The sequence below is a fragment of the Gordonia jacobaea genome, from assembly GCF_965344965.1.
Taxonomy (GTDB): Bacteria; Actinomycetota; Actinomycetes; order Mycobacteriales; family Mycobacteriaceae; genus Gordonia; species Gordonia jacobaea.
Genome location: NZ_CBDRLS010000002.1, coordinates 1,008,913 through 1,031,649 on the forward strand (window position 1 = coordinate 1,008,913; position 22,737 = coordinate 1,031,649).

19 protein-coding genes are annotated in these 22,737 nt (G+C 65.1%); 7 read left to right on the plus strand and 12 right to left on the minus strand.

The annotated features are described in order from the left end of the window. Positions 1-3 precede the first annotated feature (3 nt). A complete protein-coding gene (locus ACRVY7_RS10675) occupies positions 4-636 on the minus strand; it encodes a TetR/AcrR family transcriptional regulator (RefSeq protein WP_431817025.1) in 633 nt (210 codons plus the stop codon). A 66-nt stretch (positions 637-702) separates the two neighbouring features. Here ACRVY7_RS10675 and ACRVY7_RS10680 point away from each other — a divergent pair, with 66 nt between their 5' ends. After that, complete coding sequence (locus ACRVY7_RS10680) at positions 703-1,551, plus strand: oxygenase MpaB family protein (protein ID WP_431817026.1); 849 nt, start codon at positions 703-705, stop codon at positions 1,549-1,551. Here ACRVY7_RS10680 and ACRVY7_RS10685 read toward each other — a convergent pair. The 3 genes from ACRVY7_RS10685 to ACRVY7_RS10695 all read right to left on the minus strand — a co-directional run bounded on the left by ACRVY7_RS10685 (position 1,493) and on the right by ACRVY7_RS10695 (position 6,922). After that, positions 1,493-2,755, minus strand: a complete 1,263-nt coding sequence (locus tag ACRVY7_RS10685) for an alpha/beta hydrolase family protein (RefSeq protein WP_431817027.1) — start codon at positions 2,753-2,755, stop codon at positions 1,493-1,495. The two genes, ACRVY7_RS10680 and ACRVY7_RS10685, sit on opposite strands and share 59 nt — an antisense overlap. A 65-nt stretch (positions 2,756-2,820) precedes the next feature. Further along, the gene (locus ACRVY7_RS10690; RefSeq protein WP_431817028.1) at positions 2,821-5,574 is read right to left on the minus strand and encodes an AfsR/SARP family transcriptional regulator; all 2,754 of its coding nucleotides are present in this window, start codon (positions 5,572-5,574) and stop codon (positions 2,821-2,823) included. 61 nt (positions 5,575-5,635) lie between these two features. Beyond that, positions 5,636-6,922, minus strand: a complete 1,287-nt coding sequence (locus tag ACRVY7_RS10695; RefSeq protein WP_431817029.1) for an alpha-hydroxy-acid oxidizing protein — start codon at positions 6,920-6,922, stop codon at positions 5,636-5,638. Between the two features lie 125 nt (positions 6,923-7,047). Between ACRVY7_RS10695 and ACRVY7_RS10700 the strand changes: the two genes are divergently transcribed. Next, on the plus strand, positions 7,048-9,288 hold the full coding sequence (locus ACRVY7_RS10700; protein ID WP_431817030.1) for an MMPL family transporter: 2,241 nt from the start codon (positions 7,048-7,050) through the stop codon (positions 9,286-9,288). Between the two features lie 9 nt (positions 9,289-9,297). On the opposite strand, the gene ACRVY7_RS10705 is transcribed toward ACRVY7_RS10700, so the two are convergent. Next, positions 9,298-9,807: a hypothetical protein gene (locus ACRVY7_RS10705; protein ID WP_431817031.1), complete on the minus strand. Its 510-nt coding sequence runs from the start codon at positions 9,805-9,807 to the stop codon at positions 9,298-9,300. Between the two features lie 123 nt (positions 9,808-9,930). Between ACRVY7_RS10705 and ACRVY7_RS10710 the strand changes: the two genes are divergently transcribed. Together ACRVY7_RS10710 and ACRVY7_RS10715 are read left to right on the plus strand one after the other, a co-directional pair. After that, complete coding sequence (locus ACRVY7_RS10710) at positions 9,931-11,073, plus strand: sensor histidine kinase (protein WP_431817032.1); 1,143 nt, start codon at positions 9,931-9,933, stop codon at positions 11,071-11,073. Positions 11,074-11,109: 36 nt separating this feature from the next. After that, complete coding sequence (locus ACRVY7_RS10715; protein WP_431817033.1) at positions 11,110-11,757, plus strand: response regulator; 648 nt, start codon at positions 11,110-11,112, stop codon at positions 11,755-11,757. 341 nt (positions 11,758-12,098) lie between these two features. Here the strand turns inward: ACRVY7_RS10715 and ACRVY7_RS10720 are convergent, their stop codons facing one another. Next, the gene (locus ACRVY7_RS10720) at positions 12,099-12,719 is read right to left on the minus strand and encodes a LysE/ArgO family amino acid transporter (RefSeq protein WP_431817034.1); all 621 of its coding nucleotides are present in this window, start codon (positions 12,717-12,719) and stop codon (positions 12,099-12,101) included. Between the two features lie 70 nt (positions 12,720-12,789). Here ACRVY7_RS10720 and ACRVY7_RS10725 point away from each other — a divergent pair, with 70 nt between their 5' ends. Beyond that, on the plus strand, positions 12,790-13,734 hold the full coding sequence (locus tag ACRVY7_RS10725; protein WP_431817035.1) for a LysR family transcriptional regulator ArgP: 945 nt from the start codon (positions 12,790-12,792) through the stop codon (positions 13,732-13,734). Here the strand turns inward: ACRVY7_RS10725 and ACRVY7_RS10730 are convergent. The 6 genes from ACRVY7_RS10730 to ku form a co-directional block, all read right to left on the minus strand. Next, positions 13,723-14,211 carry a cupin domain-containing protein gene (locus ACRVY7_RS10730; RefSeq protein WP_431817036.1) on the minus strand — a complete coding sequence of 163 codons (489 nt, stop codon included), beginning with the start codon at positions 14,209-14,211 and terminating at the stop codon, positions 13,723-13,725. The two genes, ACRVY7_RS10725 and ACRVY7_RS10730, sit on opposite strands and share 12 nt — an antisense overlap. A gap of 35 nt (positions 14,212-14,246) precedes the next feature. Continuing rightward, positions 14,247-14,618 carry a DUF4267 domain-containing protein gene (locus ACRVY7_RS10735; protein ID WP_431817037.1) on the minus strand — a complete coding sequence of 124 codons (372 nt, stop codon included), beginning with the start codon at positions 14,616-14,618 and terminating at the stop codon, positions 14,247-14,249. Between the two features lie 123 nt (positions 14,619-14,741). Further along, entirely contained in the window at positions 14,742-15,488 is a 747-nt protein-coding gene (locus ACRVY7_RS10740) for an SGNH/GDSL hydrolase family protein (protein ID WP_431817038.1), read from the minus strand. Positions 15,489-15,511: 23 nt separating this feature from the next. Further along, positions 15,512-16,813 carry an MFS transporter gene (locus ACRVY7_RS10745; RefSeq protein WP_049699400.1) on the minus strand — a complete coding sequence of 434 codons (1,302 nt, stop codon included), beginning with the start codon at positions 16,811-16,813 and terminating at the stop codon, positions 15,512-15,514. 29 nt (positions 16,814-16,842) lie between these two features. Continuing rightward, positions 16,843-18,315 carry a flavin-containing monooxygenase gene (locus ACRVY7_RS10750; protein ID WP_431817039.1) on the minus strand — a complete coding sequence of 491 codons (1,473 nt, stop codon included), beginning with the start codon at positions 18,313-18,315 and terminating at the stop codon, positions 16,843-16,845. After that, positions 18,312-19,280, minus strand: coding sequence for a non-homologous end joining protein Ku (ku, locus tag ACRVY7_RS10755; RefSeq protein ID WP_488184314.1), 969 nt, complete (start codon positions 19,278-19,280; stop codon positions 18,312-18,314). The genes ACRVY7_RS10750 and ku overlap by 4 nt, the downstream gene beginning before the upstream one ends. A 91-nt stretch (positions 19,281-19,371) precedes the next feature. Between ku and ACRVY7_RS10760 the strand changes: the two genes are divergently transcribed. Beyond that, positions 19,372-21,852, plus strand: coding sequence for an ATP-dependent DNA ligase (locus tag ACRVY7_RS10760; protein WP_431817040.1), 2,481 nt, complete (start codon positions 19,372-19,374; stop codon positions 21,850-21,852). An 88-nt stretch (positions 21,853-21,940) separates the two neighbouring features. After that, the gene (locus ACRVY7_RS10765; protein WP_431817041.1) at positions 21,941-22,735 is read left to right on the plus strand and encodes a dienelactone hydrolase family protein; all 795 of its coding nucleotides are present in this window, start codon (positions 21,941-21,943) and stop codon (positions 22,733-22,735) included. The last annotated feature ends 2 nt before the right edge of the window (positions 22,736-22,737 follow it).

Consider the following 22,737-nt stretch of genomic DNA (forward strand, 5'->3'; position numbering starts at 1 on the left):
TCCCTATCCCCTCCGCGTCACCGCAGGCACCAGCGACATCATCAATGCGACGCTGAGGTCGACGACCTCGTCTCGACCCAGCGGCACCTCGTCGTCGAGCCACGAAGACAGCAGGCGTGCGAGTCCTCCGACCTGGAATTGCGCAGCCCCTACGGCCTGTGGACTGGGAGCGGTGTGCAGTGCCGCGGAAGCGGTGTCGAGCGTGATGGCCGCGAACACGGCCGTCGAATCGCGTCGCTTGGCGGCAAGGACGGGACTCGTCAGCATCGGCGAGAACAGCAGTCGTCCTTTGCGACGGTCGGAGTCGATGATCGAAACGATGGTCGCGACGGCGGCACGAACCTTGTCGCCGACGTCGTCGCCGGTGGCGAAGGCCGCGAGCGCATCGTGCGAAATCTCGTCGATCACGCGGTCGTAGGTGGCCGCGACCAGCGCGTCTACCGTCTCGAAGCTCTCGTAGAAGTAGCGCGGATTGAGCGACGCCGCGCCACACACCCCACGAACCGTGACCGACTGCGGCGGCTGCCCGCCGAGCACCTCGAGCGCGGCATCCATGAGGGCGGTGCGTCGACGCGCAACGCGCTCATCGCCCTTCACCCCGCTGTAGGTCCGCAGTTCTTCGCTCACGCAGACCATCTTGACATCTGCCGCAATACCGGCGTTGAATCAGGCAACGGACGTTACCAGATAGGAGCCGCTGCGATGACGGTGCCCGACACGCAGTCCGACCACCCGGCAACTGCGCGCGACGAGATCGACAGCTCTGATCTCACGATGCTCGGCGCCGCAGCACTCGCCGGCCCGGCGAACGTGATCATGCAACTGGCGATGCCGGCCGTCGGCTACGGCGTCTACGAGAGTCGCGTCGACTCGGGAAACCTCTTCAAGCATCCGGTCAAACGTACGAGGACCACCCTGAGCTATCTCGCCGTCGCCGCCATGGGTTCGCCGTCGGACCGTAGGGCGTACCGGCGGGCGGTCGGTCGGGCACACGCCAGGGTCCACTCCACTCCCGACAGTCCGGTCACCTACAACGCGTTCGATCCGGCCCTGCAACTCTGGGTTGCCGCCTGTCTGTACAAGGGTTGGGAAGACGTCCAACGCATCTACGGCGATCCGTCGATCATCTCGGAGGAGACCTACCGTGCGGGCGCGGTCATGGGCACCACCTTGCAGGTACCGCAGCACATGTGGCCCGCAACTCGCGCGGACTTCGAAACCTATTGGCAGAAAACCATTTCCACGCTCGAGATCGATCCGCCGATCCGGGAACATCTGCTGGCGATCGCGCGCATGGAGTTCGCTGGCCCGGTCGTGTCACGGCTCGGCGGTTGGTGGTCGTACATCATGACGATCGGATTCTTGCCCGAAGACTTCCGCGACAAGATGGACGTCGAGTTCACCCCGCGGCAGCAGACAGTCTTCGACGTGCACAACGCGATTGTTCGACGCGTCGTGCGCCACCTTCCGAAACCGTTGCAGCAGTTCCCGTTCAACGTTCTGCTCGCCGACGTGCGACGTCGTATCCGCACCGACCGACCACTGGTCTGAGGTCGACGCTGCCGGCGAGTACACCGTCGAGCCAGTCGTAGACGACGCCGTCCCAGACGCGCTGGCCGAGACCACCGCAATGGCCGGAGATGCCGGTACGTACATCAGGGGCGAAGAGTTGTTTGGACTCGACGTCGAGTGCGTCGAACAGCAGCTTGCCCTGCCCGCCGACCGGGTCGCCGTGAGATTCGACGATCATTGTGGGACAACTGATCTCGCTCGCCCGGTCGAGCATGGTGAAGGTCTTCAGCTCGCGGAAGTACTGGGCGATGGTTCGCACCCCGTGGCAAGCCATGCGGGAGCCGAAGAAGTCGGCGCGTTCGCGACTGACCCGGCTCAGCACGGTCATCAGCGGTGCCGCGATACGACCCCTCCAACCCGCGGGAATCTTGGCACCCATGTCGGGCTGCGCGGGATCGCAGATCATCGCAGCAATGCGATTCTCCCCCGCGACGCCGCGGGGTACCAGGTAGCCGGCGAATGAGCGTCCTTCGGCGACGAGTCGGCGGTCGTCGACGCCGGGCACTGTGACGAGCCAATCGACGATCTGCGAAAGCACTGTCTCGTAGTCGGGTCGGAAGTACACGCGGTCGACGATGAGCATCGACCCCTGTCCGGGTCCCTCGACGGAGAGCACGTTGTAGCCGCGTGCCAAGGCGCCCTGCGCGAAGCCCCACCCCGATTCGGCGGTGGAATCGTAGCCACAGGGCATGACGATGGTCGGCCGCCGACGATCGTCTGCAACCGGCCGAAACAGCCAGCCGTGGATGTCGATCCGATCGCCCGACGAGACGAAGGGGATGGCCACTTCGGCTGCGGTGACAGGGCTGGCGGTATGTGGCAACAGCGCCATTGCCTGCGCAAAGGTCTTGCAGTGAGCCTGGTAGGCCTCCTGGAGCCGCTCGTCGTCGAGGTCGGTGCGCAGGTAGAAATAGGCCTGGCGGTAGTACTCCGAGGCCCTGAGGTAGCACTGGTGGGCTGTCACGAGATGCCCACCGGCATGTGCCTGTTCTGCCGCGTCACGCACCGACTCAGCGCGAGCCAACCACCGCTCGTACCACCGCTGCGGGTGGTATTTTCCGCCGATCTCGCCGGCAGTCGTGTACGCCTCACCCAGATCGGCTGCGCCGACGGCCGCCGCCATCAGGGTGCGGCCGAACTGACCGTCGAACTCCTCGTTGGCGAATGCCAGTCGCTGCGTCATCTGAACCTCCGGGATCTGGTGTCGTGTGGTGCCACCTACGAGACCCCGAGGTCCTCACAAAACGCTCACATCCCGGAAAAGACCTGGTGATCGTTAGTGGTCAGTGCGTCGCCTGCATCGCCCCACCCGGCGTGCCACCCGTTCTCGAACTCCGTCGGATCGGTCTCTCTGCAGGTGCGCAACGAATCGCGCGTGAACGGACTCCGTGGCCACTCGAGCCCGGCATCGACGGCGTAGCGACGCGAAACCGCGAATGCCCGACCCGCCCGCCCGATCTCGCCTGCGGCCGACAGATGGTTGCCACGCTGCTCCATCGAATCGCAGATCTGGACGCCCCCGCATTCGAGGTATGAACGAAAGGCCTGGTCATTCCATCGCAGGCCCATTCGGGTGTCGCCGGAGACCAGTGCCGCGATGCCCAGCATCACGGCGGCAAGATAGGTGGCAAGCGGATCGCCGCGTTCGGTGCCGAGGGCGAGCGCTGTGTGCGCCATGTCGAGAGCCTGCGCGAGGTCACCGGCGATCACCGCGCACAGGGCCTGAGCAGCGATGACCGTTGGTGCGGTGTCGACGTCTCGTCCTTCGATGGTGGTCGCGGCCCACTCGGCGTAGTCGGCCGCGACGGCGTGGTCGTCGCCGGTCCATGCCGCCAACGACGCCAGAGCAAGGCGGACTGTATGCGTGTCCGGGTCACGGTCGCCGGGCACGATGAGGGACTCGAGTTCGTCGGGTGTGTACGCCGTGAGGTGCTGGTGCGCCTCGTCGGTGTTCTGACTGAAGGCGAGTGCCGAACCCAGCGCCAGAGCGACCATGGCCGAAGTCCGCGGACTGCATGCACCGTCGGCGACAGTGGCCGATGCCAGACGCAGAACTCGGATCCCGTCAGCCAACCGACGGCGAAAGAACCAGTAGGCGCCGAGTCTTTCGAGGAGGTCGATGTGCGAATCGAGGAGGACCGGGTCGATCACGACTGATTCGCAGAACGCCATCACACTGCTGTGGTCGTCGTCGACGCGCGCGAGGTCACGTGCCGAATGCGCGGTGATACGCATCGGAGTGGCTGCCAAGAGTTCGACGATCGCTGCGTCACGCGCCCGCGACGCAGCGACTGACTTGTCAGGGCGCTTCGCGCGAGCGTGGTCGGCAACGCTGTGCGGGATCGTGAAACGCGTTGGACGGTAACGAGTCCCGCGTATACGCCACAACAGTGAGCGCCGCGCCAACTCGCTCAGGTCATCGGCGATCGATGGGCTGTCGCAGACCGCTTCCGCGAGCGCGGCGGTGAATGGATTGCGCAGTGCAGTGAGCCGGGTGAAGCGATCGAACAGATCGTCGTCCATCGCGTCGAAGGCGAGCGCGAACGCCCGCGTCACTGGTTCGGGCACCGCGGTGTCGAGTTGATCGGCCACCTCGGCGATCGAGAAGGTCACGGTGCGGGCAGCAGCGAGCTCCAGGCCAAGTGGGAGGCCGCCCATCGCGCGGCAGATCCGGTCGAGGTCGCCCCGGTCGTCCGCCCCGACGTCGAATTGGCCAGTGGCGCTTCGAATCCGGTCCACGAGCAGAAGGTGTGCAGGCGACAACGTATCGCCGGGTGCCCCTGTCGGTAACGGGTGGACGGTCACCACGTGTTCACCGTCGACCCCGCTCGGTACGCCGACCGCGAGCACGGTCACGGCGGCGCAGCGTCGTAGAATCGTGTCAATGTCTTTGTCTACCAATCCGTCTCGACCCAGTTCCGACTCCGACACACGGTCGAGGACGAGAAGTACAGACATGGCCGACAGGTGGTTGCACACCTGATCGAGGGCGGTGCCCGCGTCAGCCGATGGCTGAATCCGCATGGTCTCGGTGATCGTCGTCGCGACGTCGGCATCGCCGCGCAGACCGATGTACCAGACGCCGTCGTCGAAGGAATCCGCCGCGCGCCTTGCCGCCTCGATCGCGAGGCGTGTCGCGCCGACGCCGGGGATGCCGGTGATGGCGACGGCACGCTCGACGTCGAGGAGGCCGACCACCATGGAGAGTTCGGCCTCTCGCCCGACGAAGGACGTGTGCTGCGACGGCAGCCGTACGCGTCGTACCGCGCGACTGTGGTCGTCGAGCACGTGCAGTTGCGCGGCACGCACCTGCGCGCCCGGTTCCACGCCCAGTTCGGTGGCGAGCAGTTCCCGGATGTCGCGATAGGCGGTGAGCGCCTCGGCCCGTTGACCGCCCGCCGCCAACGCCGCGATCTTGACCGACCATGCGTGCTCATCGAGCGGGTCCAGGGTGATCAATGCCTGCGCTTCTCCGAGAGCACGGTCGGCGTCGCCTGCGGCGAGAAGGAGATCGGCACGGCGGCCCAAGACCGCCGCGCGGACGGAGATCAATCGTCGCCGTGCCTGATCGACGGTGGGTGTGGAGATCGCAGTGGTGAATGGCTCGCCACGCCAGCGCCGCAGCACATCGTCGAGGTCGTCGATGGTCGCGGTGCCGGACTCGTCGAGTGCCGCGCTCGCAGCGGAGTCGAAGTCAACGGAATCAACGGCGGCCTCGGAGAGGTCGAGGCGATATCCAGCCCGGTCGGTGACGATCACCGATGCCTCGCCCCGCGGTGAGAGTGCCTTGCGGAGCCGCCAGATCTGCGACTCCAACGCGCGCTGAGTCCGTTCCGGCGCATCCGGACCCCAGACTTCCGCGATGAGCGTCGCGGCAGACACCGGATGCCCGGCATGCGCACACAGCACGGCAAGGATCGTCCGTGGTTTGGCGCCACCGATGTCGTAGCGATCGGTTCCTCGTTCGGCGACGAGCTCACCGAGATCGCGGATCACCAACATCGACACGGCTCATCGCGTCGGTGGTGCCTCATAGAGAGATCCTATCCGCGGCCGCCAGCCCTCACACGAGCGTCGCCAACGCCTCCGGCGTGAGTTCGTCGACGCTCGTGTGACCGGCGAGACCAAGTGTCAGGTCGAGTTCGGCGATGATGTTCGCAACGGCATCGCGAGCACCGTCGGCACCTGCGAGGGCGAGCCCGTACATGTGCGGACGCCCGATACATGCCGCGTCGGCGCCGAGCGCGAGCACCTTGAAAACGTCTGCGCCGGAATAGATTCCCGAGTCGGCGAGCACCTTGATCCGCCCATCGACGACAGGCGCTATCGCGGCGAGAGCGTCGACGGAACTGATGGCACCGTCGATCTGACGGCCACCATGGTTGGAGACGATGATGCCGTCGACACCCGAGTCGACGGCACGCCGCGCGTCGTCGGGATGCAGTACGCCCTTGAGAACGACCGGCAGCGACGTGCGCTCGCGCAGACTCTCGATCTCCGTCCAACTCAGCGACGGTCGCGAGTAGATGTCGAGGAAGGTCTGCACTCCCACGCGCGGCTCGGGGCGAATGATGTTGCGCAGCAGCGATCCCGGGGTGTTCTTCGCAATGCTGAACAGGGTGCGCAACGCGCCGAGCGAGATCTCGGGACGTTCCGAACTCCCCTGGGCAGCACGCTCGGAGACGATCTCGCTGAACCGCGGGTCCGAGGTGTACTGCGCGATACCTTCCCCGCGCGCGAACGGTAACGACCCGATGTTGAGGTCACGTGGTCGCCAACCGAGCATCGTCGTATCAAGAGTTACGGCGACGGCCGACGCTCCGACGCCTTCGGCACGCTGCAGCAGACTGTCGACGAGGTCGTCGTCGGTCGACCAGTAGAGCTGAAACCATCGCGGCGCGCCGGGCCGTACGAGGTCCATCTCCGCGGCGACGTCCTCCATCCGAACTCCGCCCTGGTTGGAGAATATGTACGGAAGTCCCAGTTCTGCTGCGGCGTGACCGATCATCCTGTCGGCCCCGCGCGCGACGAGATCTCCTGCTCCGACAGGTGCGAACAGGATCGGTGCGGGGAGCCGGTCGCCGAACAGCTCGATTTCCAGCGTCCGCTCGGAGACGTCGCGCAACACCCGCGGCACGATTGCGCGTCGATCAAGAGCGCTGCGGTTCGCGGCCATTGTTCGACCCCCGCCTGCCCCGCCGGCGATGTACGCCCAGGCCCGATCGGACATCCCCGCTCGCGCTCGGCGTTCGAGTTCGTCGAAATCGGTCGGTACGACGGGTGTACGACCGTGTACTCCCGCTTGGTAGATGTCGTTCTGGCGGGCACGCCCGAAGAGTGGTGACGGCATACTCCACAGCGTATGACCCGCCTCACACCGCGTTATCGGCGGCCATGACCGTAGTCACAGACAGCATCCGAGGTCGACTCTCGTTACTCTGGCGTGCGACCAGTCGGGGATATCAAAGGGTTCAGATGGCTATCTGGTTGTACAAGCTCGGGCGTTCGGCATTCCGCCACAAGTGGATCGTGATCAGCGCGTGGATCGTCGTATTGATCGTTCTCGGTGCTCTCGTCGGCGTACTCAAACCGACTTTCGCCACCAATTTCGAGCTCCCCGGCACCGACTCCGATCGCGCGATGTCGGTGATGAAGCAAGACTTCCCGGCGGCAAACGATCAGCAGTTGAATTCGTCGACCAGCATTCTCGTCGAAGCCGACGACGGTCTCGAGAACCACATGGGCCAGATCGACGCACTCGTCGCCAAAGCTCGAACGCTACCCAAGGTCATCGAGCCACAGACCGTCGTCAATCCGGTGACGGCCGCCAAGGCCAATCCCGCCATCGCCCCGAAGGTCCTCGGCGACAACGGCAAGGTCGGGCTGATCCAGATCAGGCAGGACATCCGGGCCAACGAACTGACCCACGACGACATGGCGCAGTTCGAGGATCTGCTCGCCGAGTTCCGCGGCAACGGGTTACAGGTCGAGGGCACCGGCTCGCTGATGCAGGTCTTTCAGCAGGGCGGAGTGTCTGAGCTGCTGGGCTTCGTGATCGCGTTCATCGTCATGATCATCGCGTTCGCGTCCATCGTGGCCGCGTTCATCCCGATCGTCACCGGCATCTTCGGTGTCGGCATCACCATGCTGCTCGTCACGTTGAGCGCCAAGATCTTCGACGTCCAGCAGAGTGCCACCACGATCATCACGATGCTCGGGATCGCGGTCTCCATCGACTACGCGCTGTTCATCGTGTCGAGGTATCGATCCGAGCTGAATCTCGGCGGATCGCGTGAGGCCGCTGCCGGCAGAGCCGTGGGAACCGCAGGCTCCGCAGTGGTGTTCGCTGGTCTGACCGTCGTGATCGCCGTGTGTGCGCTGAGCGTCGTCGGCATCCCCTTCATCACGCAGATGGGTATCTCGGCGGGACTGGCCGTCGTGGTCGCGGTGCTCGGTGCCATCACGTTGATCCCCGCACTGCTCGGCGCGTTCGGCAGGTTTGCCTTCAGCCCCCGCATTCCCGGCCTGCGTCACGGCGACGAACCGGATTCGAAACCGTCCAACGGTCTCCGCGTCGCCCGCTTCATCACCCGGTTCCCGCTGCCCGTCGCACTCGTCGGTCTCGTGCTGCTCGGCATCGCCGCGATCCCGATGTCGAGCATGCAACTCGGCATGGACTCGACCGGCGACAAGGAGTACGCGGCCACCAAGCTCCTCGAACGCGGCTTCGGCGAAGGCGTGAACGGGCCGCTACTCGTCGTCGTCAGCGACGCGTCGAACGGAGACATCGCTCCCGCAGCCAATGCGGTTGTCGCTCAGGTGAAGACACTGCCGAACGTCGCCAACCCCGAGCAGATCGTCTGGATCGGCAACGGCCAGAACAAGCAGAACCCCCAGCAGGGTGCGACGGCCGCGCTGATCTCGGTCACTCCGGCGAAGTCTCCCTCGGGCCCCGAGACGCACACGCTGATGGATCAGATACGTGACTACGGGTCGTCGAAACCCGGTGGCGCGACCGTCAATGTCGGCGGCCAGACGGCCATCATGTCGGATATCTCGAGCAAGCTCAGCAGCGCGCTGCTGCCGTTCCTCATCGTGGTGGTCGGGCTCGCCTTCATCATCCTGACCATCGTGTTCCGGTCGCTGCTCGTGCCGCTGACGGCGACCATCGGTTTCTTGTTCTCGGTGTGCGCGACGTTCGGTGCGACGGTGTGGATCTTCCAGGAGGGCCACCTCGGACTGATCGAACACACCAAGCCGATCATCTCGTTCCTGCCGATCTTCCTGATCGGCGTGGTGTTCGGACTCGCGATGGACTACCAGGTCTTCCTCGTGACCCGAATGCGCGAGGAGTACGTGCACGGGCTGTCGGCGAAGGATTCGGTGATCGTCGGCTACCAGCACGGAGCGCGCGTGGTCGCCTCTGCTGCGGTCATCATGATCTCGGTGTTCTCCGCCTTCATGCTCGCGCCCGACACGATCGCGAAGATGATGGGCTTCGCACTGGCCGCCGCGGTCTTCTTCGACGCCTTCATCATCCGCATGGCCGTCGTGCCCGCCGTGATCACGATGATGGGCGACTGGGCGTGGAAGATTCCCCGCTGGCTCAACCGCATCCTGCCCAACGTCGACATCGAGGGCACCGAGATCCGCAAGATCCCGATCGACGACGAACCCGCCGAGACGCGCGAAGCCGTCTCGGCGGGTCGGAGCTGAGGCGCCCGCTCACCGCGTCGCGGCGCTGTGTGTCCGGTGATGCTCGGCGACCTTCCCGCTGGTGACCGCGGCCTGCGCGCCGAGGCTGATCGCGAGGTAGATCATGATGCTCGCGCCGTCGAGTCCGCCCATCCCGTGCTGTATGCCGTCGCCGAAGAAGGCGGGCACCACCAGGCTGATGGCGACGTGTGCCGCGATCGCGACGACCCAGAGCACGATGGTCAGCGCACCTCCCTTGCGGACCATCACGCCTGCCGGATTGCGGTAGACCTGCATGCTGTGCGCTCGCGGCACCGCCAGAATCGCCGCGACGACGAAGCCGACGAGGACCGCCACCGTCGCGCCGACAGTGACATGGTGTCCGCCGCCGAGATACTGCGCGGTTTCGAAGACGCCGATGATCCCGATGATCAACGGCAGCTTGAACAAGTTGTCCTTGAGTGGTTGTTCCCGCGTCTGGCGGTACAGGATGAAGACGACGACCAGGACGGTGATGACTGCTGTGCTTGCAATGTTCATGCTTTGAGCATCGGCTCGCGGAGCAGGCGAAACATCAACCCGAGGGTGGAACCCGGGTGGAAATCGGGTGGATCGTGCTACTCCTACGCCCCTGATCTCCGACGTCGACATTACGGTTGCCATGTGACAACGAGTCAAGATCCGGTGGCGACGGACCGTCTGCTGATCCGCGGGATCGTCGCGGTCTCGGTGCTGGTCTCAGCGTTCGCCGACACCGGCAAGCAGCCGATCTGGGCGACCGCCATCGGCTGGATGGCCACCTGTGTCTTGGTGGTGTTGCTATTGCGTTCGGTGCTGCGCGACAAGAATGCGCGGAGTTGGAGCACTCATGCCTCGGCCCTGCACGCCATCGCCACGGTGGCGGCGTCGGTTGTCGCAGCGTTCGCATTTCACGGTGGCGCGACGGTCTGGCTGCCCTATATCGGCGTTGCTGCGGCGGCGATGTCGCAAACGACGGTCCTCGTGTCGGCGCTCATCGCATCGCCATCGCTGACCGCGCTGGGAATACTGATGTGGTGGCAGACCCACAATGCCTGGGCTGTCTGTATCAATGTCGCCAGCGCGGCAGCGGTTTTCGCCTTCATGCAGTTGCGGCGCCGTCAACGCGAAGCCGCAGAGCTTGCCGCCACCCAACGCGAGATCATTGCCGCCGAACGCTCCCGGGCGGCCTTGGCCGAGCAGCAACGCCAGATCTCCGCACAACTCCACGACGTTCTCGCGCATACACTCTCGGGCCTCATCATCACGCTGCAGGGCGCCACTCTGCAGGCTGAGCGCGAGTCCGCGTCTGCGGAACTGACCGAAAAGCTGCGCACCGCAACCGCATTGGCGCGTGATGGCCTCAGTGAGGCGAAGACCGCCGTCGAATCACTGCGCGACAGCGCAACGCGAGAGTCGGAGCCACTCGACCACTGGCTACCGAAGACCTTGGCGCAGTTGCGAACCGGTGCGGGGCTCGACGTCGAAGTGTCCGGCGATGTCGACGTTGTGCCAGCGATCTGGCACGACGACGTGCGCGCGGTGCTGATGGAGGGGCTCACCAACTCGATGCGTCATGCCGCAGGCGCACCCATACGTATCGAGTTCACACCGCAACTCGTTCGGGTGCGCTCGGTCGGCGACCCGTCGACCTTCGTCGACCGCTGTCACACCAGCGGCGGCAACGGTCTGACCGGATTGACCGAACGCATCACTGCGGCGGGCGGATCGCTGGAATACGGTACGACCACACAGGGTTTCGATCTGACGGTCCGGTTTGGTTCATGACGGTACAGGTGGGTTCATGACAGTACGGGTGGCTTCATGACAGTACGGGTGGTGATCGCCGACGATCAGACGGTCGTGCGCGAAGGGTTGCGCTCGATGCTCGGATTGTTCGACTCTCTCGACGTGGTCGGCGTCGCGTCGTCGGCCGAAGATGCTCTCGCGTTGGTGGCCGAGCAGACTCCCGACGTGCTTCTCACCGACCTTCGAATGCCGGGAATCGGTGGGATCGAAGGAATTCGACGACTCGCCGCGTCCGAGGCCACGACCCGCGCGGTGGCATTGACGACCTACGACGACGACGCGACGATCGTCGAGGCACTCGACGCCGGTGCCGTCGGCTTCTTGAACAAGGACGCCGACCCCACGGCGATCGAGTCAGCGCTCCTCTCGGCAGCGGCCGGCCGCTCCCTGCTCGACGAAAAGGCGATGCGCGCCTTGCTGTCTCGGACATCGGCGACGCCAGACCAGGGCAATCCACGCGCTCTCAACCCCGACGGCCTCACCGAACGCGAGTCGGAGGTCATCACGCTGATCGCGCAGGGGTTGTCGAATCAACAGATCGCCCGAACACTCGTCCTGGGGGTGAGTACCGTCAAGACGCACATCAACCACATACTCGCCAAGACGGGCTGCCGCGACCGCGCGGCCGTCGTCGCCTACGCCTACCGCCTCGGGCTGGCCTGAGCCCGCCTGCCCGCTGGTCGAGCTTGTCGAGACCACCCGCCCGGCCGAGCTGCACCTGCTGGTCGAGCTTGTCGAGACCACCCGCCGGCCGAGCTGCACCCGCTGGTCGAGCCATACCCGCTGGTCGAGCTTGTCGAGACCACCCCAAGTGATTTCGACTCGGCAACTCGCTCCGCTCGCGGCCGGCTCAATTAGCGGGAAGGGGCCTCCCCCCGCCGGCCGAGCTGCACCCGCTGGTCGAGCTGAACCCGCTGGTCGAGCCTGTCGAGACCACCCCAAGTGATTTCGACTCGGCTGCTCGCTCCGCTCGCGGCCGGCTCAATCAGCGGAAAGAGACCACCTCACGCCGAGAACAGCAGCGCAGCGCCCATGCCCACCATGATCACGGCCACGATGCCGTCGAGGATCTTCCACGCACGGGGTTTGGCGAACAGCGGGGCGAGCCTGCTCCCGCCGCGGCCGATCAACGTGAACCACAGCACGCTCGCCGCGCACGCGCCGATCGCGAACGCCCACTTCGCATTTCCGTGACTGTTGGCGATCGCCCCCATCGTGAGCACCGTATCGAGATACACGTGCGGATTGAGCCACGTCAGCGCGAGCGCCGACCCGATCGCCACCCAGCGCGAGGCCGTGCGCACCTCGTCGACGTTGGCCGTGATGGCCTCGCTCGACCGAAGACACCGTCGCGCAGCCAGCAGCCCCAAGACAATGACGTACGCCCCGCCCGCGATCTTCGCGACGGTGACCACGGAAGGATGCGCCGACACCAACGCGCCGAGTCCCGCGACCCCCGCGACGATCAGGACCACGTCGGAAAGCGCACACACCGCGATCACCGGATTCACATGCACACGGCGCACACCCTGCTGCAGCACGAAGATGTTCTGCGGCCCGATGGCCACGATCAAGCCCGCTCCGGTGAGCAACCCCATCATGGCTGCGAGGAGATATGTCGTCATGACACGAACGTAAGAGCACGTCGCTGACAAGTACAGCGAATGTTTCTGTCGAAACATTAGACTCTCTTATGTGGATGATCTCGGATCGGACGCACTACGCACGCTGTCAGCGGTACTCGACGCAGGCACGTTCGACGCCGCGGCCGAGCAACTGCACATCACACCGTCGGCGGTCAGCCAACGCATCAAGGCGCTCGAGGTCTCCGTCGGACGCATCCTGGTCCGTCGCACCAAGCCGATCACCGCGACGCGCGACGGCGAGGTGCTCGCACGGATGGCCAAGCAGTGGAATCTGCTCGCCCTCGAGGCTCAGCTCGAACTGACCGGCGACCTCGACGACGCCGTGACCGCCTCACTCACCGACCGCCCGCGCGTCCACCTACCCATCGCCGCCAACGCCGACTCGCTCGCGACCTGGCTCCTCCCCACACTCGCGCGCTTTCACCGCGAGAACCCAGTTGCCGTCGAAGTGATCCGCGACGACGAAGCAGTCAACAGCTCGCGTTTGGTGACCGGCGAGGTGATGGGCGCCATCACCTCCGATCCCCTGCCCATCCGGGGGACCACACTGCGACCGCTGGGCATCATGCGCTATCTACCCGTCGCCACCGGGCAGTTCCTCGACACCTGGATGCCCAACGGCGTCGACGACGAATCCCTCGCCAAGGCCCCGATGGTGCAGTTCGATCGCAACGACGAGCTGCAACGCAGAGTGCTCCGAATGATGTCGGGACAGCGACTCGATCCGCCCGCCGTGTACATCCCTGCCTCCACCGAGTACCACCGTGCCATCGAAGCCGGAATGGGTTGGGGCGCAGTCCCTCTGGCGCAGATCGCCGACGCCCTCGACAGCGGCCGGGTGGTCACCTTCACCGACCTCCACGTCGACGTGCCGCTCTACTGGCAGTACTGGAAGCTCGGGTCGTCGTTGCTGCGCACTCTCACCGACCTCGTCGTCGACGGCGCTCGTCGCCATCTCATCGCGCCGCCGGACACCGACTCCTCAACCACGTGAGCTCTGGCGGTCACTCCACCACTCGGGCGCGTCGACGAAATGGTTGTCGTACGGTTCCTGCGCAGCCGCCAACTCCTCGAATGTGGCCTCGCCCGCCTGGATTCGCGAAAGCAGTCGGAAGTACTCGAATCGTTCGACGCCGGGCGTGAGGACGATCAGGACGCGTGCCGCAGCGTCGGGCACCGCACCGAAGGCATGCGGCATGAGTCGTGGAATCGACGCTGCCGCACCAGCTTCGACTGTCACGATCTCATCACCGGCCATCAGTCGCAGGCCACCCTCGATGACGTAGAACATCTCGGACGACTGCCGGTGAAAGTGAGGCGCGGCGCCGTCGACACCCGCGTCGAGTCGTACTTCGAGTGAGCTCAGCGCGCCTGCGGTGTCGGATGCGTCGAACAGCAGGTGCATCGACGCGCGCTCGTTGCCGACGACATCGTCACTGGCGCTGCGGAATACGGGTGCGGTGGTGGTCATTGTGGTCTCCATTGTCTTGTTGATTGATTGTCGGATCAGAGAAAGAGCAGAACTGCGGCGACGATCAGTGCAAGTGCGGTCGCGCCGTGGATGCCGTAGGCGGCTGCTTTGCTGCCCCGATTGGTCAGCACGATCACCATGTCCCCCAACGGGATCAAGGCAAGCACGAGGACCAGAACACCGAGGTAGTCGAGTGCGATGAAGGTGAAGACGATGACGAGTAGTCCGGTCACGACGTCGCGAATGCCCTTCACCTGCCACCAGCCCCGTGCGTCCTGAGCCGGAGCCGTCGGCAGTCCGAAACCGGCCGCATTCTTCTCGTTCCTCGCCAGGTAAGCGCAGCCGACTGCAATGATCATCAGCGCGCCGGCCCAACTGAGGATGAGTCCGATCGAGGTCGCGAGCATCGCGATTCCTTCCAAGAGGATGTTTTCTATCGTTGTTACTTTCCAACGATCTGAACTCTATCAGTGATAGATCAACAGCACGAGGGATTCGCTCGAAAAGAGGGAATGCACGCCGCCGAGGACTCAGCGACGCGCCGGAGAATCTCCATCAGTGGCGCTCAGCGCGGCGTCGATCTGCTCGGCGTAGATCGCGTGGAACGCCGCGGAGGGATGGAATCCGTCGGCGGCGAACAATCCGTCGCCGGACGGCTCGAAGCGCATGATTCTGCGGACTCGCCCGGATCCGGCGACCACGTCGTCTGCGATCGCGTCGAACTGCGCGGCACGCATGCCCAGCGTCTGGGCCAGCGCACCCGGCAGCGCCGGGCACATCTGCAGCATCGGCACCGGCAGCAGCACGATCTCGGCCCGCTCCGCCGCCGCGCACACGGCGTCGAGCAAAGCAGTCAGCTCGTCACGCCACCGACGGGCCGTGTGCATGTTCTTCGCGTCGTTGGCCCCGACGGACACGACCACGACGTCGGCCTGTGCAAGCACGGCGTCGTCGATCAGTGTCATCACCTGCGCAGCGGTGAAACCAGTTCGTGCGGCAACGACCCACTGCACCGCGCGGCCCTCTCTGGTGGCGAGCCGTGTCGCGACTCCGCCGGCGAGGGTGTCGAGGTGGTTGTCGACCCCGACGCCGCCCGCGAGACTGTCGCCGAGGACCACGAGGCGCAGACAATTCGGATCCGACGCGTCGCCGACGGTCCCGAAGTCGCCCTCGGCCTGCGGCAATCGGACGACGCTCCGCTTGGCTCGTAGCCCCTGCCACGCGATCACCGGGGTACGCCAGGTGGCGGCGGCAGCCAGGGTCACAATCTCGCGCATGGCATCCATTGTCGCAATCCCACTCAGGACTCGCTCGGGGCCGTCACCACCACGGCGTCGTCCAACGGATGCTCGATCTCGTCGCGCCAGAGTCGCGCGGCGACGTAGAAGGCGATTGCCGCTGGAACTGGAAGAATGCCGCCGATCACGAACACCGCGGTAAGCCCGATGGCGTTGCTCAGCGGTGCGGCGATCGCCATCGACACCGGCATCAGAATGACGGAGACGAAGAAGTCGAGACTCGCGATCCGACCCAACAGCTCAGGCGGCACCCGCCGCTGCAGCAATGTTCCCCACAGCACCGACGGGGCGTCGAATCCGAATCCCAGCAATGCACCGGCGACGATGAACAGCCAGGTGTGCTCGGCGACGCCCATGACAACAAGCGACAGGCTCGACAGACCCCAGATGACGAACATGACGGTGAGGTATCGCCGAGGCATCCTGATCGACGCGAAGTACGCCGAACCGATCGCCGCTCCCGCCCCGTAAGCGGCGAGGACGAGCGCATGGTCTCCCGCGCCACCGTCTACGCGTTCGCGCAGCGCGAAGGGAACGAGCACCTCGATCGGACCCATCGTTGCCAACACAAGCAACGTCGCGAAGAACAACGTGGCCCATAACCACGGAGTCCGCAGGACGTATCCGAAGCCCTCGACCAGATCGGTGACCGCCGATCGTGCCGGGTTGCCCCGCAACGCTTCTCGACGCTGAGGTAGCGGCTTCATCGTGAGATAGCATGCGCCGGAACAGATACTCGCGACCGCGGCAACGACGACCGCCGGTCCCGGCGCGGCAACCGACACGATCAATCCGGCAACCATCGGGCCGATCGCCTGAAAGACGACGGGCCGGGAGAACCCTTCGATTCCGTTGGCGGCCTGCAACTCCGATGCCGAGACGATCCGCGGAAGCAGCGCCGAGTAGGCCGGGTAGTACATACCGGTGGTGACTCCACCGAGCAACGCGGCGATCACCACCATCGGCAGGGTGAGCACCCCGAAGATCGACAGCACTCCGACGAGTCCGAACACACCCATCTTGACCACTTCGAGCGCCACGATGATCGATCGTTGCGAGACCCGGTCGGCGAGCACTCCGCCCGCGAGCGTCGAGACGATCATGCCCACCGCCGACACACCAGACGCCCACGCGACCTGCGTCGGGCCGCCACCGAGTTCGATGATCTGCCATACCAGTGCGATGGCCCAGACGCCGTCGGAGAACAACGCCAAGATGAGGCCGGCCACGAGCCGACGGAACTGCGCGCCGGCCAATGGCCGTAGAGCGCGCGGCAGCCGGGACTCGCTGGCGGTGATGGTCACCTCCCGAGGATGCCCGTCAGCGCACCCGTTCAGCCAGCGCTTTTTGCCGCCGACTCGCCGACGGTGTGGAACTCCATCGCTTCGGTGACCTCGTAGCGACGCGAATCGATGGCATCGAGTACCAGGTTGTGCCGGACCTGCCACGGCGCTTGATCCGACGACTTGGGGAGAGCGACGGCACCGCGTCGGACATAGCCCGCATCCAGTGCGAACAGCATGTGCTCCGGCAGCGTCGCCGACCCGACGGTCGGCGCCGCAGACGTGTATCCGTGCGTCCGCATGTACGCGATCAGATCACCGACCGCCTTACTGGTCAGATCGACGCGCAACGTCCACGACGCGTTGGTGTAGCCAATGGACCACGCCAGATTCGGTACGTCGTTGAGCATGTACCCGCGATAGGCGAACTTCTCGTGCGGCTTGAATTCGACGCCGTCGATCGACAGCTGCGCGCCGCCGAAGGCGAGCAGTTCGAGTCCGGTCGCGGTCACGATGATGTCGGCGGGCAACTCCTGGCCCGACACCAGCTTGATCCCGCCGGGCGTGAACCGGTCGATCTGGTCGGTGACCACGTCGGCATGGTCGGAGCCGAGAGCCTTGTAGAAGTCGGCGTCGGGGATGATGCACAATCGCTCATCCCACGGGTTGTACCGCGGACGGAAGTGCGTGTCGACGTCGTATCCCTTGGGCAGGTTGCGGATCGCGATCTGCCGCAGCAGCTTTCGCGACGTACGCGGAAACCGCCGCGCGAACAGGTAGATCGACAGCGTCACAAGTGCGTTGCGGTACCGGATCACGTCGTGTGCCCACTGCCTCGGCAGCAACCGCTGAATCCAGGGCGTCGTCGGCTCCTGCCAGCCGACGGGGAACAGGTACGTCGGCGAACGCTGCAGCATCGTCACATGACCGGCGCGGTCGGCCATACTCGGGATGAGGGTGACAGCCGTTGCGCCACTGCCGATCACGACGACGCTCTTGCCCGCGTAGTCGAGATCCTCGGGCCAGAACTGCGGGTGCACGATGGTTCCGGAGAAGTCCTCGGCGCCTGCGAAGTCGGGGGTGTAGGCCTCGTCGTATCGGTAGTAGCCGGTACACAGATAGAGGAATCGCGTTGTGTACGTGCGGTTTTCGCCGCCCGCGCTGGTCGTGACAGTCCAGGTGTCGGACGCGGTGTCGAAGTCGGCTGCGGTGACCGTGACGCCGAAGTCGATCTGGTCGTAGATCCCGGTGTCGCGGGCGGTGTCTTCGAGATAGTCACGAATCTCGGCACCCGACGCCATGGTCTTCGTTCCGCGCCACGGCCGGAACGGAAAACTGAGTGTGAAGATGTCGGAGTCCGACCGCACTCCCGGATAGCGGAACAGATCCCACGTGCCACCGATACGTTCACGCTGTTCGACGATCCGATACCGCAAGCCCGGATTCCGCTCCGTCACCCGGTAAGCGGCGTCGATCCCCGACAGCCCTGCTCCCACGATGAGCAAATCCAGTACGTCGCTCAACTTGCCGCTCGCTTTCGGGTCGTCTTCTTGGCTGCTGTGGACTTCTCGGCCGTTGCCTTGTCGGCTGTTGCCTTCTTGCCTGCAGTTTTCTTGGCGGCAGCCTTCTTTGCCGGCGCCTTCTTCGCCGCGGCCTTCTTTGCGGGCGGTTTGTCTGCAGCGTCCGATGAACCGCCGCTCGCGTCTCCCTTGTCCTTCACCGAAGCGCGCAGTGCGGCAAGAAGATCCGCGACGTCGGAGTCCTCGTCGGCGGATTCTTCCTTCTCATCACTCTCCGGAAATGCCTCGCCGCCTTCGGCTTTCGCCTCGATCAGCTTGGACAGTTCGTCCTGGTAGGTGTCGGAGAACTCGTCCGGGTCGTAGTCGGTGGCCATCGAGTCGATCAACGACGACGCCATCTTCAATTCCTGGTCGCGGATCTGCACGTCGTCGCCGAGGAAGTCGAAGTCGGGCTTGCGCACCTCGTCGGGCCACAGCAGTGTCTGCAGGGTCATCACGCCGGGTTCGATGACCCTCAGCGCCGCCATGCGCGTGCGGTTGCGCAGGGTGAACGACGCGATCGCCAACCGGTCGGTCTCCTGCAACGCCTTCGCCAGCAGCACGTAGGCCTTCGGAGACTTCGACGACGGCTCGAGATAGTAGGGCTTGTCGAAGTAGATCGGGTCGACCTGGTCGACGGGTACGAACTCGACGATCGAAATCTCCGGGCTCTTCTGCACCGGCAGACTCGCAAGGTCGTCCTTCGTCAGGATCACCGACTCGCCACTGTCGGTTTCATAGGCGTTGGCGATGTCGGAGTAGTCGACCTCGGTATCGGTTCCCTCCCGCACCCTGCGATAACGGATGCGGGCGCCGTCGGACGAATCGACCTGATACGACTTGCGGTCGTGACTCTCCGTCGCCGAATACACCTTGACGGGCACGTTGACCAGGCCAAAGCTCAGATCGCCCTTCCAGATCGAGCGCATGGGCACCATTGTGCCATCGGTCACGTCGCAAAGTGGCCGCGTACCAACACCGGATATGGGCACGCGACCAGATTCTGGGCACAATGAACTCATGGCGCCCTCCCAGAGCCTGGAGATCGACGGTCACACGATCGCTCTCACCAACTTGGGCAAGGTGCTGTACCCCGCGACCGGCACGCGCAAGGTCGACGTCGTCGACTACTACACCCGCATCGCCGACGCCATGCTTCCGCATCTGAGCGGCAGGCTGATCACCCGCAAACGCTGGCCCAACGGCGTCGAGTCGACGCCCTTCTTCGAGAAAGATCTACCGAGCGGCGTTCCCGAGTGGATTCCCCGCCACGCCGTCGCACACAGCGGACGCACCATCACCTACGCGATGGCCGATTCTGCAGCCGTTCTCGTATGGCTGGCACAGATGGCCGCGCTCGAACTCCACACGCCCCAGTGGCTCGTCCCGCCGCCCGGCGTGCAGGCCGATCCGGAGAAGTCCGGCCCCAAGGGACTCGGCGAGATCCGCGCGAATCGACTCGTCCTCGACCTCGATCCGGGCCCCGACGTGTCACTCGACGAATGCGCGCAGGTGGCCCTGATGATGCACGAGATGCTCGACGGCGCGGGCCTTGCGTCGTATCCGGTGACCAGCGGCGGCAAGGGAATTCACGTCTACGCGCGTTTCGACCGACCCGTTGCGCCGGATTCCGCACGCACTGTTGCACGTGAGATCGCCTCGACACTCGCGGCGGCACATCCGAAGACGATCACCGCAACGATGTCGAAGTCCGAACGCGCCGGCCGTGTCTTCATCGATTGGAGCCAGAACAGCGCGTCGAAGACGACGCTGGCGCCGTACTCCATGCGCGGACGCGAAGAACCCTGGGTCGCCGCACCGCGGACGTGGGACGAACTCGCCGGTCCGGGACTGACACAGTTGCACTTCGGCGAGGTGCTCGAGCGCGCCGCCGACGGCGATCTGCTCGACGGCCTCGACGACCCCTACTCACCAGACACCGACGACGCGACGACAAACACCAGCGGCGCCGCGCACTCCGCAGACGACTCCGAGGAGCAAGTCGAGGACGCCGGCGCGCGCCCGGTCGTCGACCTGAGCACCTACCGTGCCAAGCGCGATGCGTCGAAAACCCCGGAACCCTTCGGCGATGAGGAGCATCGTCGACGCCGCGCGCAGTCGTCCGACAGCGACGACGAGAGCGACCCCGAGGACTCCGACGACACGGTGAGCGCGGCGTCGGCAGGACCGATCTTCGTGATCCAGGAACATCACGCTCGCCGCCTGCACTACGACTTCCGGCTCGAGCGCGACGGAGTGCTCGTCTCCTGGGCCGTGCCGAAGAACCTGCCGACCGATTCGGGTCAGAACCGGCTGGCTGTACACACCGAGGATCACCCGCTCGACTACGCCGACTTCTCCGGCGACATCCCCGGCGGGGAGTACGGCGCCGGGCACGTTGAGATCTGGGATCACGGCACATACGAGACCGAGAAGTGGCGCGAGTCGGAGGTCATCGTCCGCCTTCACGGCGAGCGAATCCAGGGCCGCTACGCGCTCATCAAGACCGGCGACAAGAACTGGCTCGCGCACCTGATGAGCGACGAGCCGCGGCCCATCCTCCCCGACAGCCTCACACACCCGCGCCCGATGCTGGCCACCGACGAACCTGTTGAACGTCTCGACGGCAGGGACTGGGCGTTCGAGGGCAAGTGGGATGGGTATCGAATTCTGTTGCGCTCCATCGATGGAGACTTTCGCCTCACCTCGCGATCGGGAATCGACATGACCGACGACTTCCCCGAATTACGCTCAGCGGCAGACGAACTCGGCCTCATCGACGTCGTCCTCGACGGCGAGGTCGTTGCCGTGGACTCCTCCGGGCATACCAACTTCACCCTGCTTGCCTCACGCAGCAATACCGCGGAGGCGTACTCGCTCAAGCTGTACCTCTTCGACATCCTCTATCTCAACGGCACATCGCTATTGCGTAAACCGTGGTCGGAGCGTCGACAACTCCTGGAGGCTCTCGCGCCCGCATTCAAAGAGTCTGCGTACGTTGAGATTCCGCCGCTTCTACCCGCTCCCGGCTCGGCTGCCGTGCGTCATAGTCGCGACCACGGACTCGAGGGCGTCATCGCCAAACGCAAGACGTCGACATATCAACAGGGGCGACGAAGTAGCCAGTGGCGCAAGCAGAAGAACTGGAGCGACATCGAGGTCGTCATCGGCGGCTACCGACTCGGTCGCGGCAATCGTGAGGGTGCCATCGGGTCGCTGCTGGTCGGGCTGCCAGAAGAGACCGGGCTGCGCTACGTCGGCAGGGTGGGCACCGGATTCACCGAGGCGTCGTTGAAAAGCCTTGCAGAAGAACTCAAGCCACTGGAGATCTCACGAAGTCCGTTCCTGGAGAAGCTCGACCGCCCCGTCGCGTCCACCGCGACCTGGGTGCTACCGAAGATCGTCGGCGAGGTCAGGTTCATGGACTGGACGAGCACCGGCCACCTCCGCCACCCGAGCTGGCGCGGAATCCGCCGCGACAAGCTTCCGGGCGACCTCTGACAAAAACCTCTGACAGAACCTTCTGACAAACAACTTCTGACAAACACCGGATGACAGGCCCACCCGCACCAGCGACAGGACACCGAAGATGACCATCACCCACGACACCGTCGGGAAGTACATCACCGTCGCGGCCGCCGACGGCGACGCGGAGGCATACCTCGTCCGACCCGCCGGTGACGATCCCGCCGGTGAAAACCCGGAAACCGATTACCCCGGCGTGCTTTTCATCATCGACGCCATCGGGTTGCGCCCACAGACCCGCCGCATGGCCGACCGCATCGCATCGTGGGGCTACGTCGTGCTGGTTCCGAATGTCTTCTACCGCTGGGGCACCGCGGAGGAAACATCGCCGGAGGACGAGCTCCTCGACGCCGACGCGCGCAAAGAGTTCTTCAGCGTGGCCATGCCGCGCGTGCATGCTCTGACCGACGATCTCGCCGAACCCGACCTCTCCGCATATATCGACGCCTTGAAGGCCACACCCGGCGTCTCGAAAGGCCCGATCGGCGTGACGGGGTACTGCGCGGGCGGCAGACTCGCCCTGCTCGCCGCGGCGACCCGGCCCGACGACGTCGCAGCTCTCGGCATGTTCCACACGGGCGGGTTGGTCACACAGTCGTCAGGCAGTCCGCATCTGCGCCTCGCGGACGTCGACGCCCAGGTGCTCGCCGTGCACGCCGACCGCGACCGTTCGCTTCCCTCCGAAGCGATCGCCCAGTTCGAGCACGCTCTCATCACCGCGGGCGTCACTCACTCCGCAACCGTTTATCCGGGCGCAGAACACGGCTACACGATGGCCGACACCGCGTCGTACAACCACGACGCCTCCGAGTACCACTTCGCCGAGCTTCGGAAGTTGTTCGCACATACGCTGCACTGAAT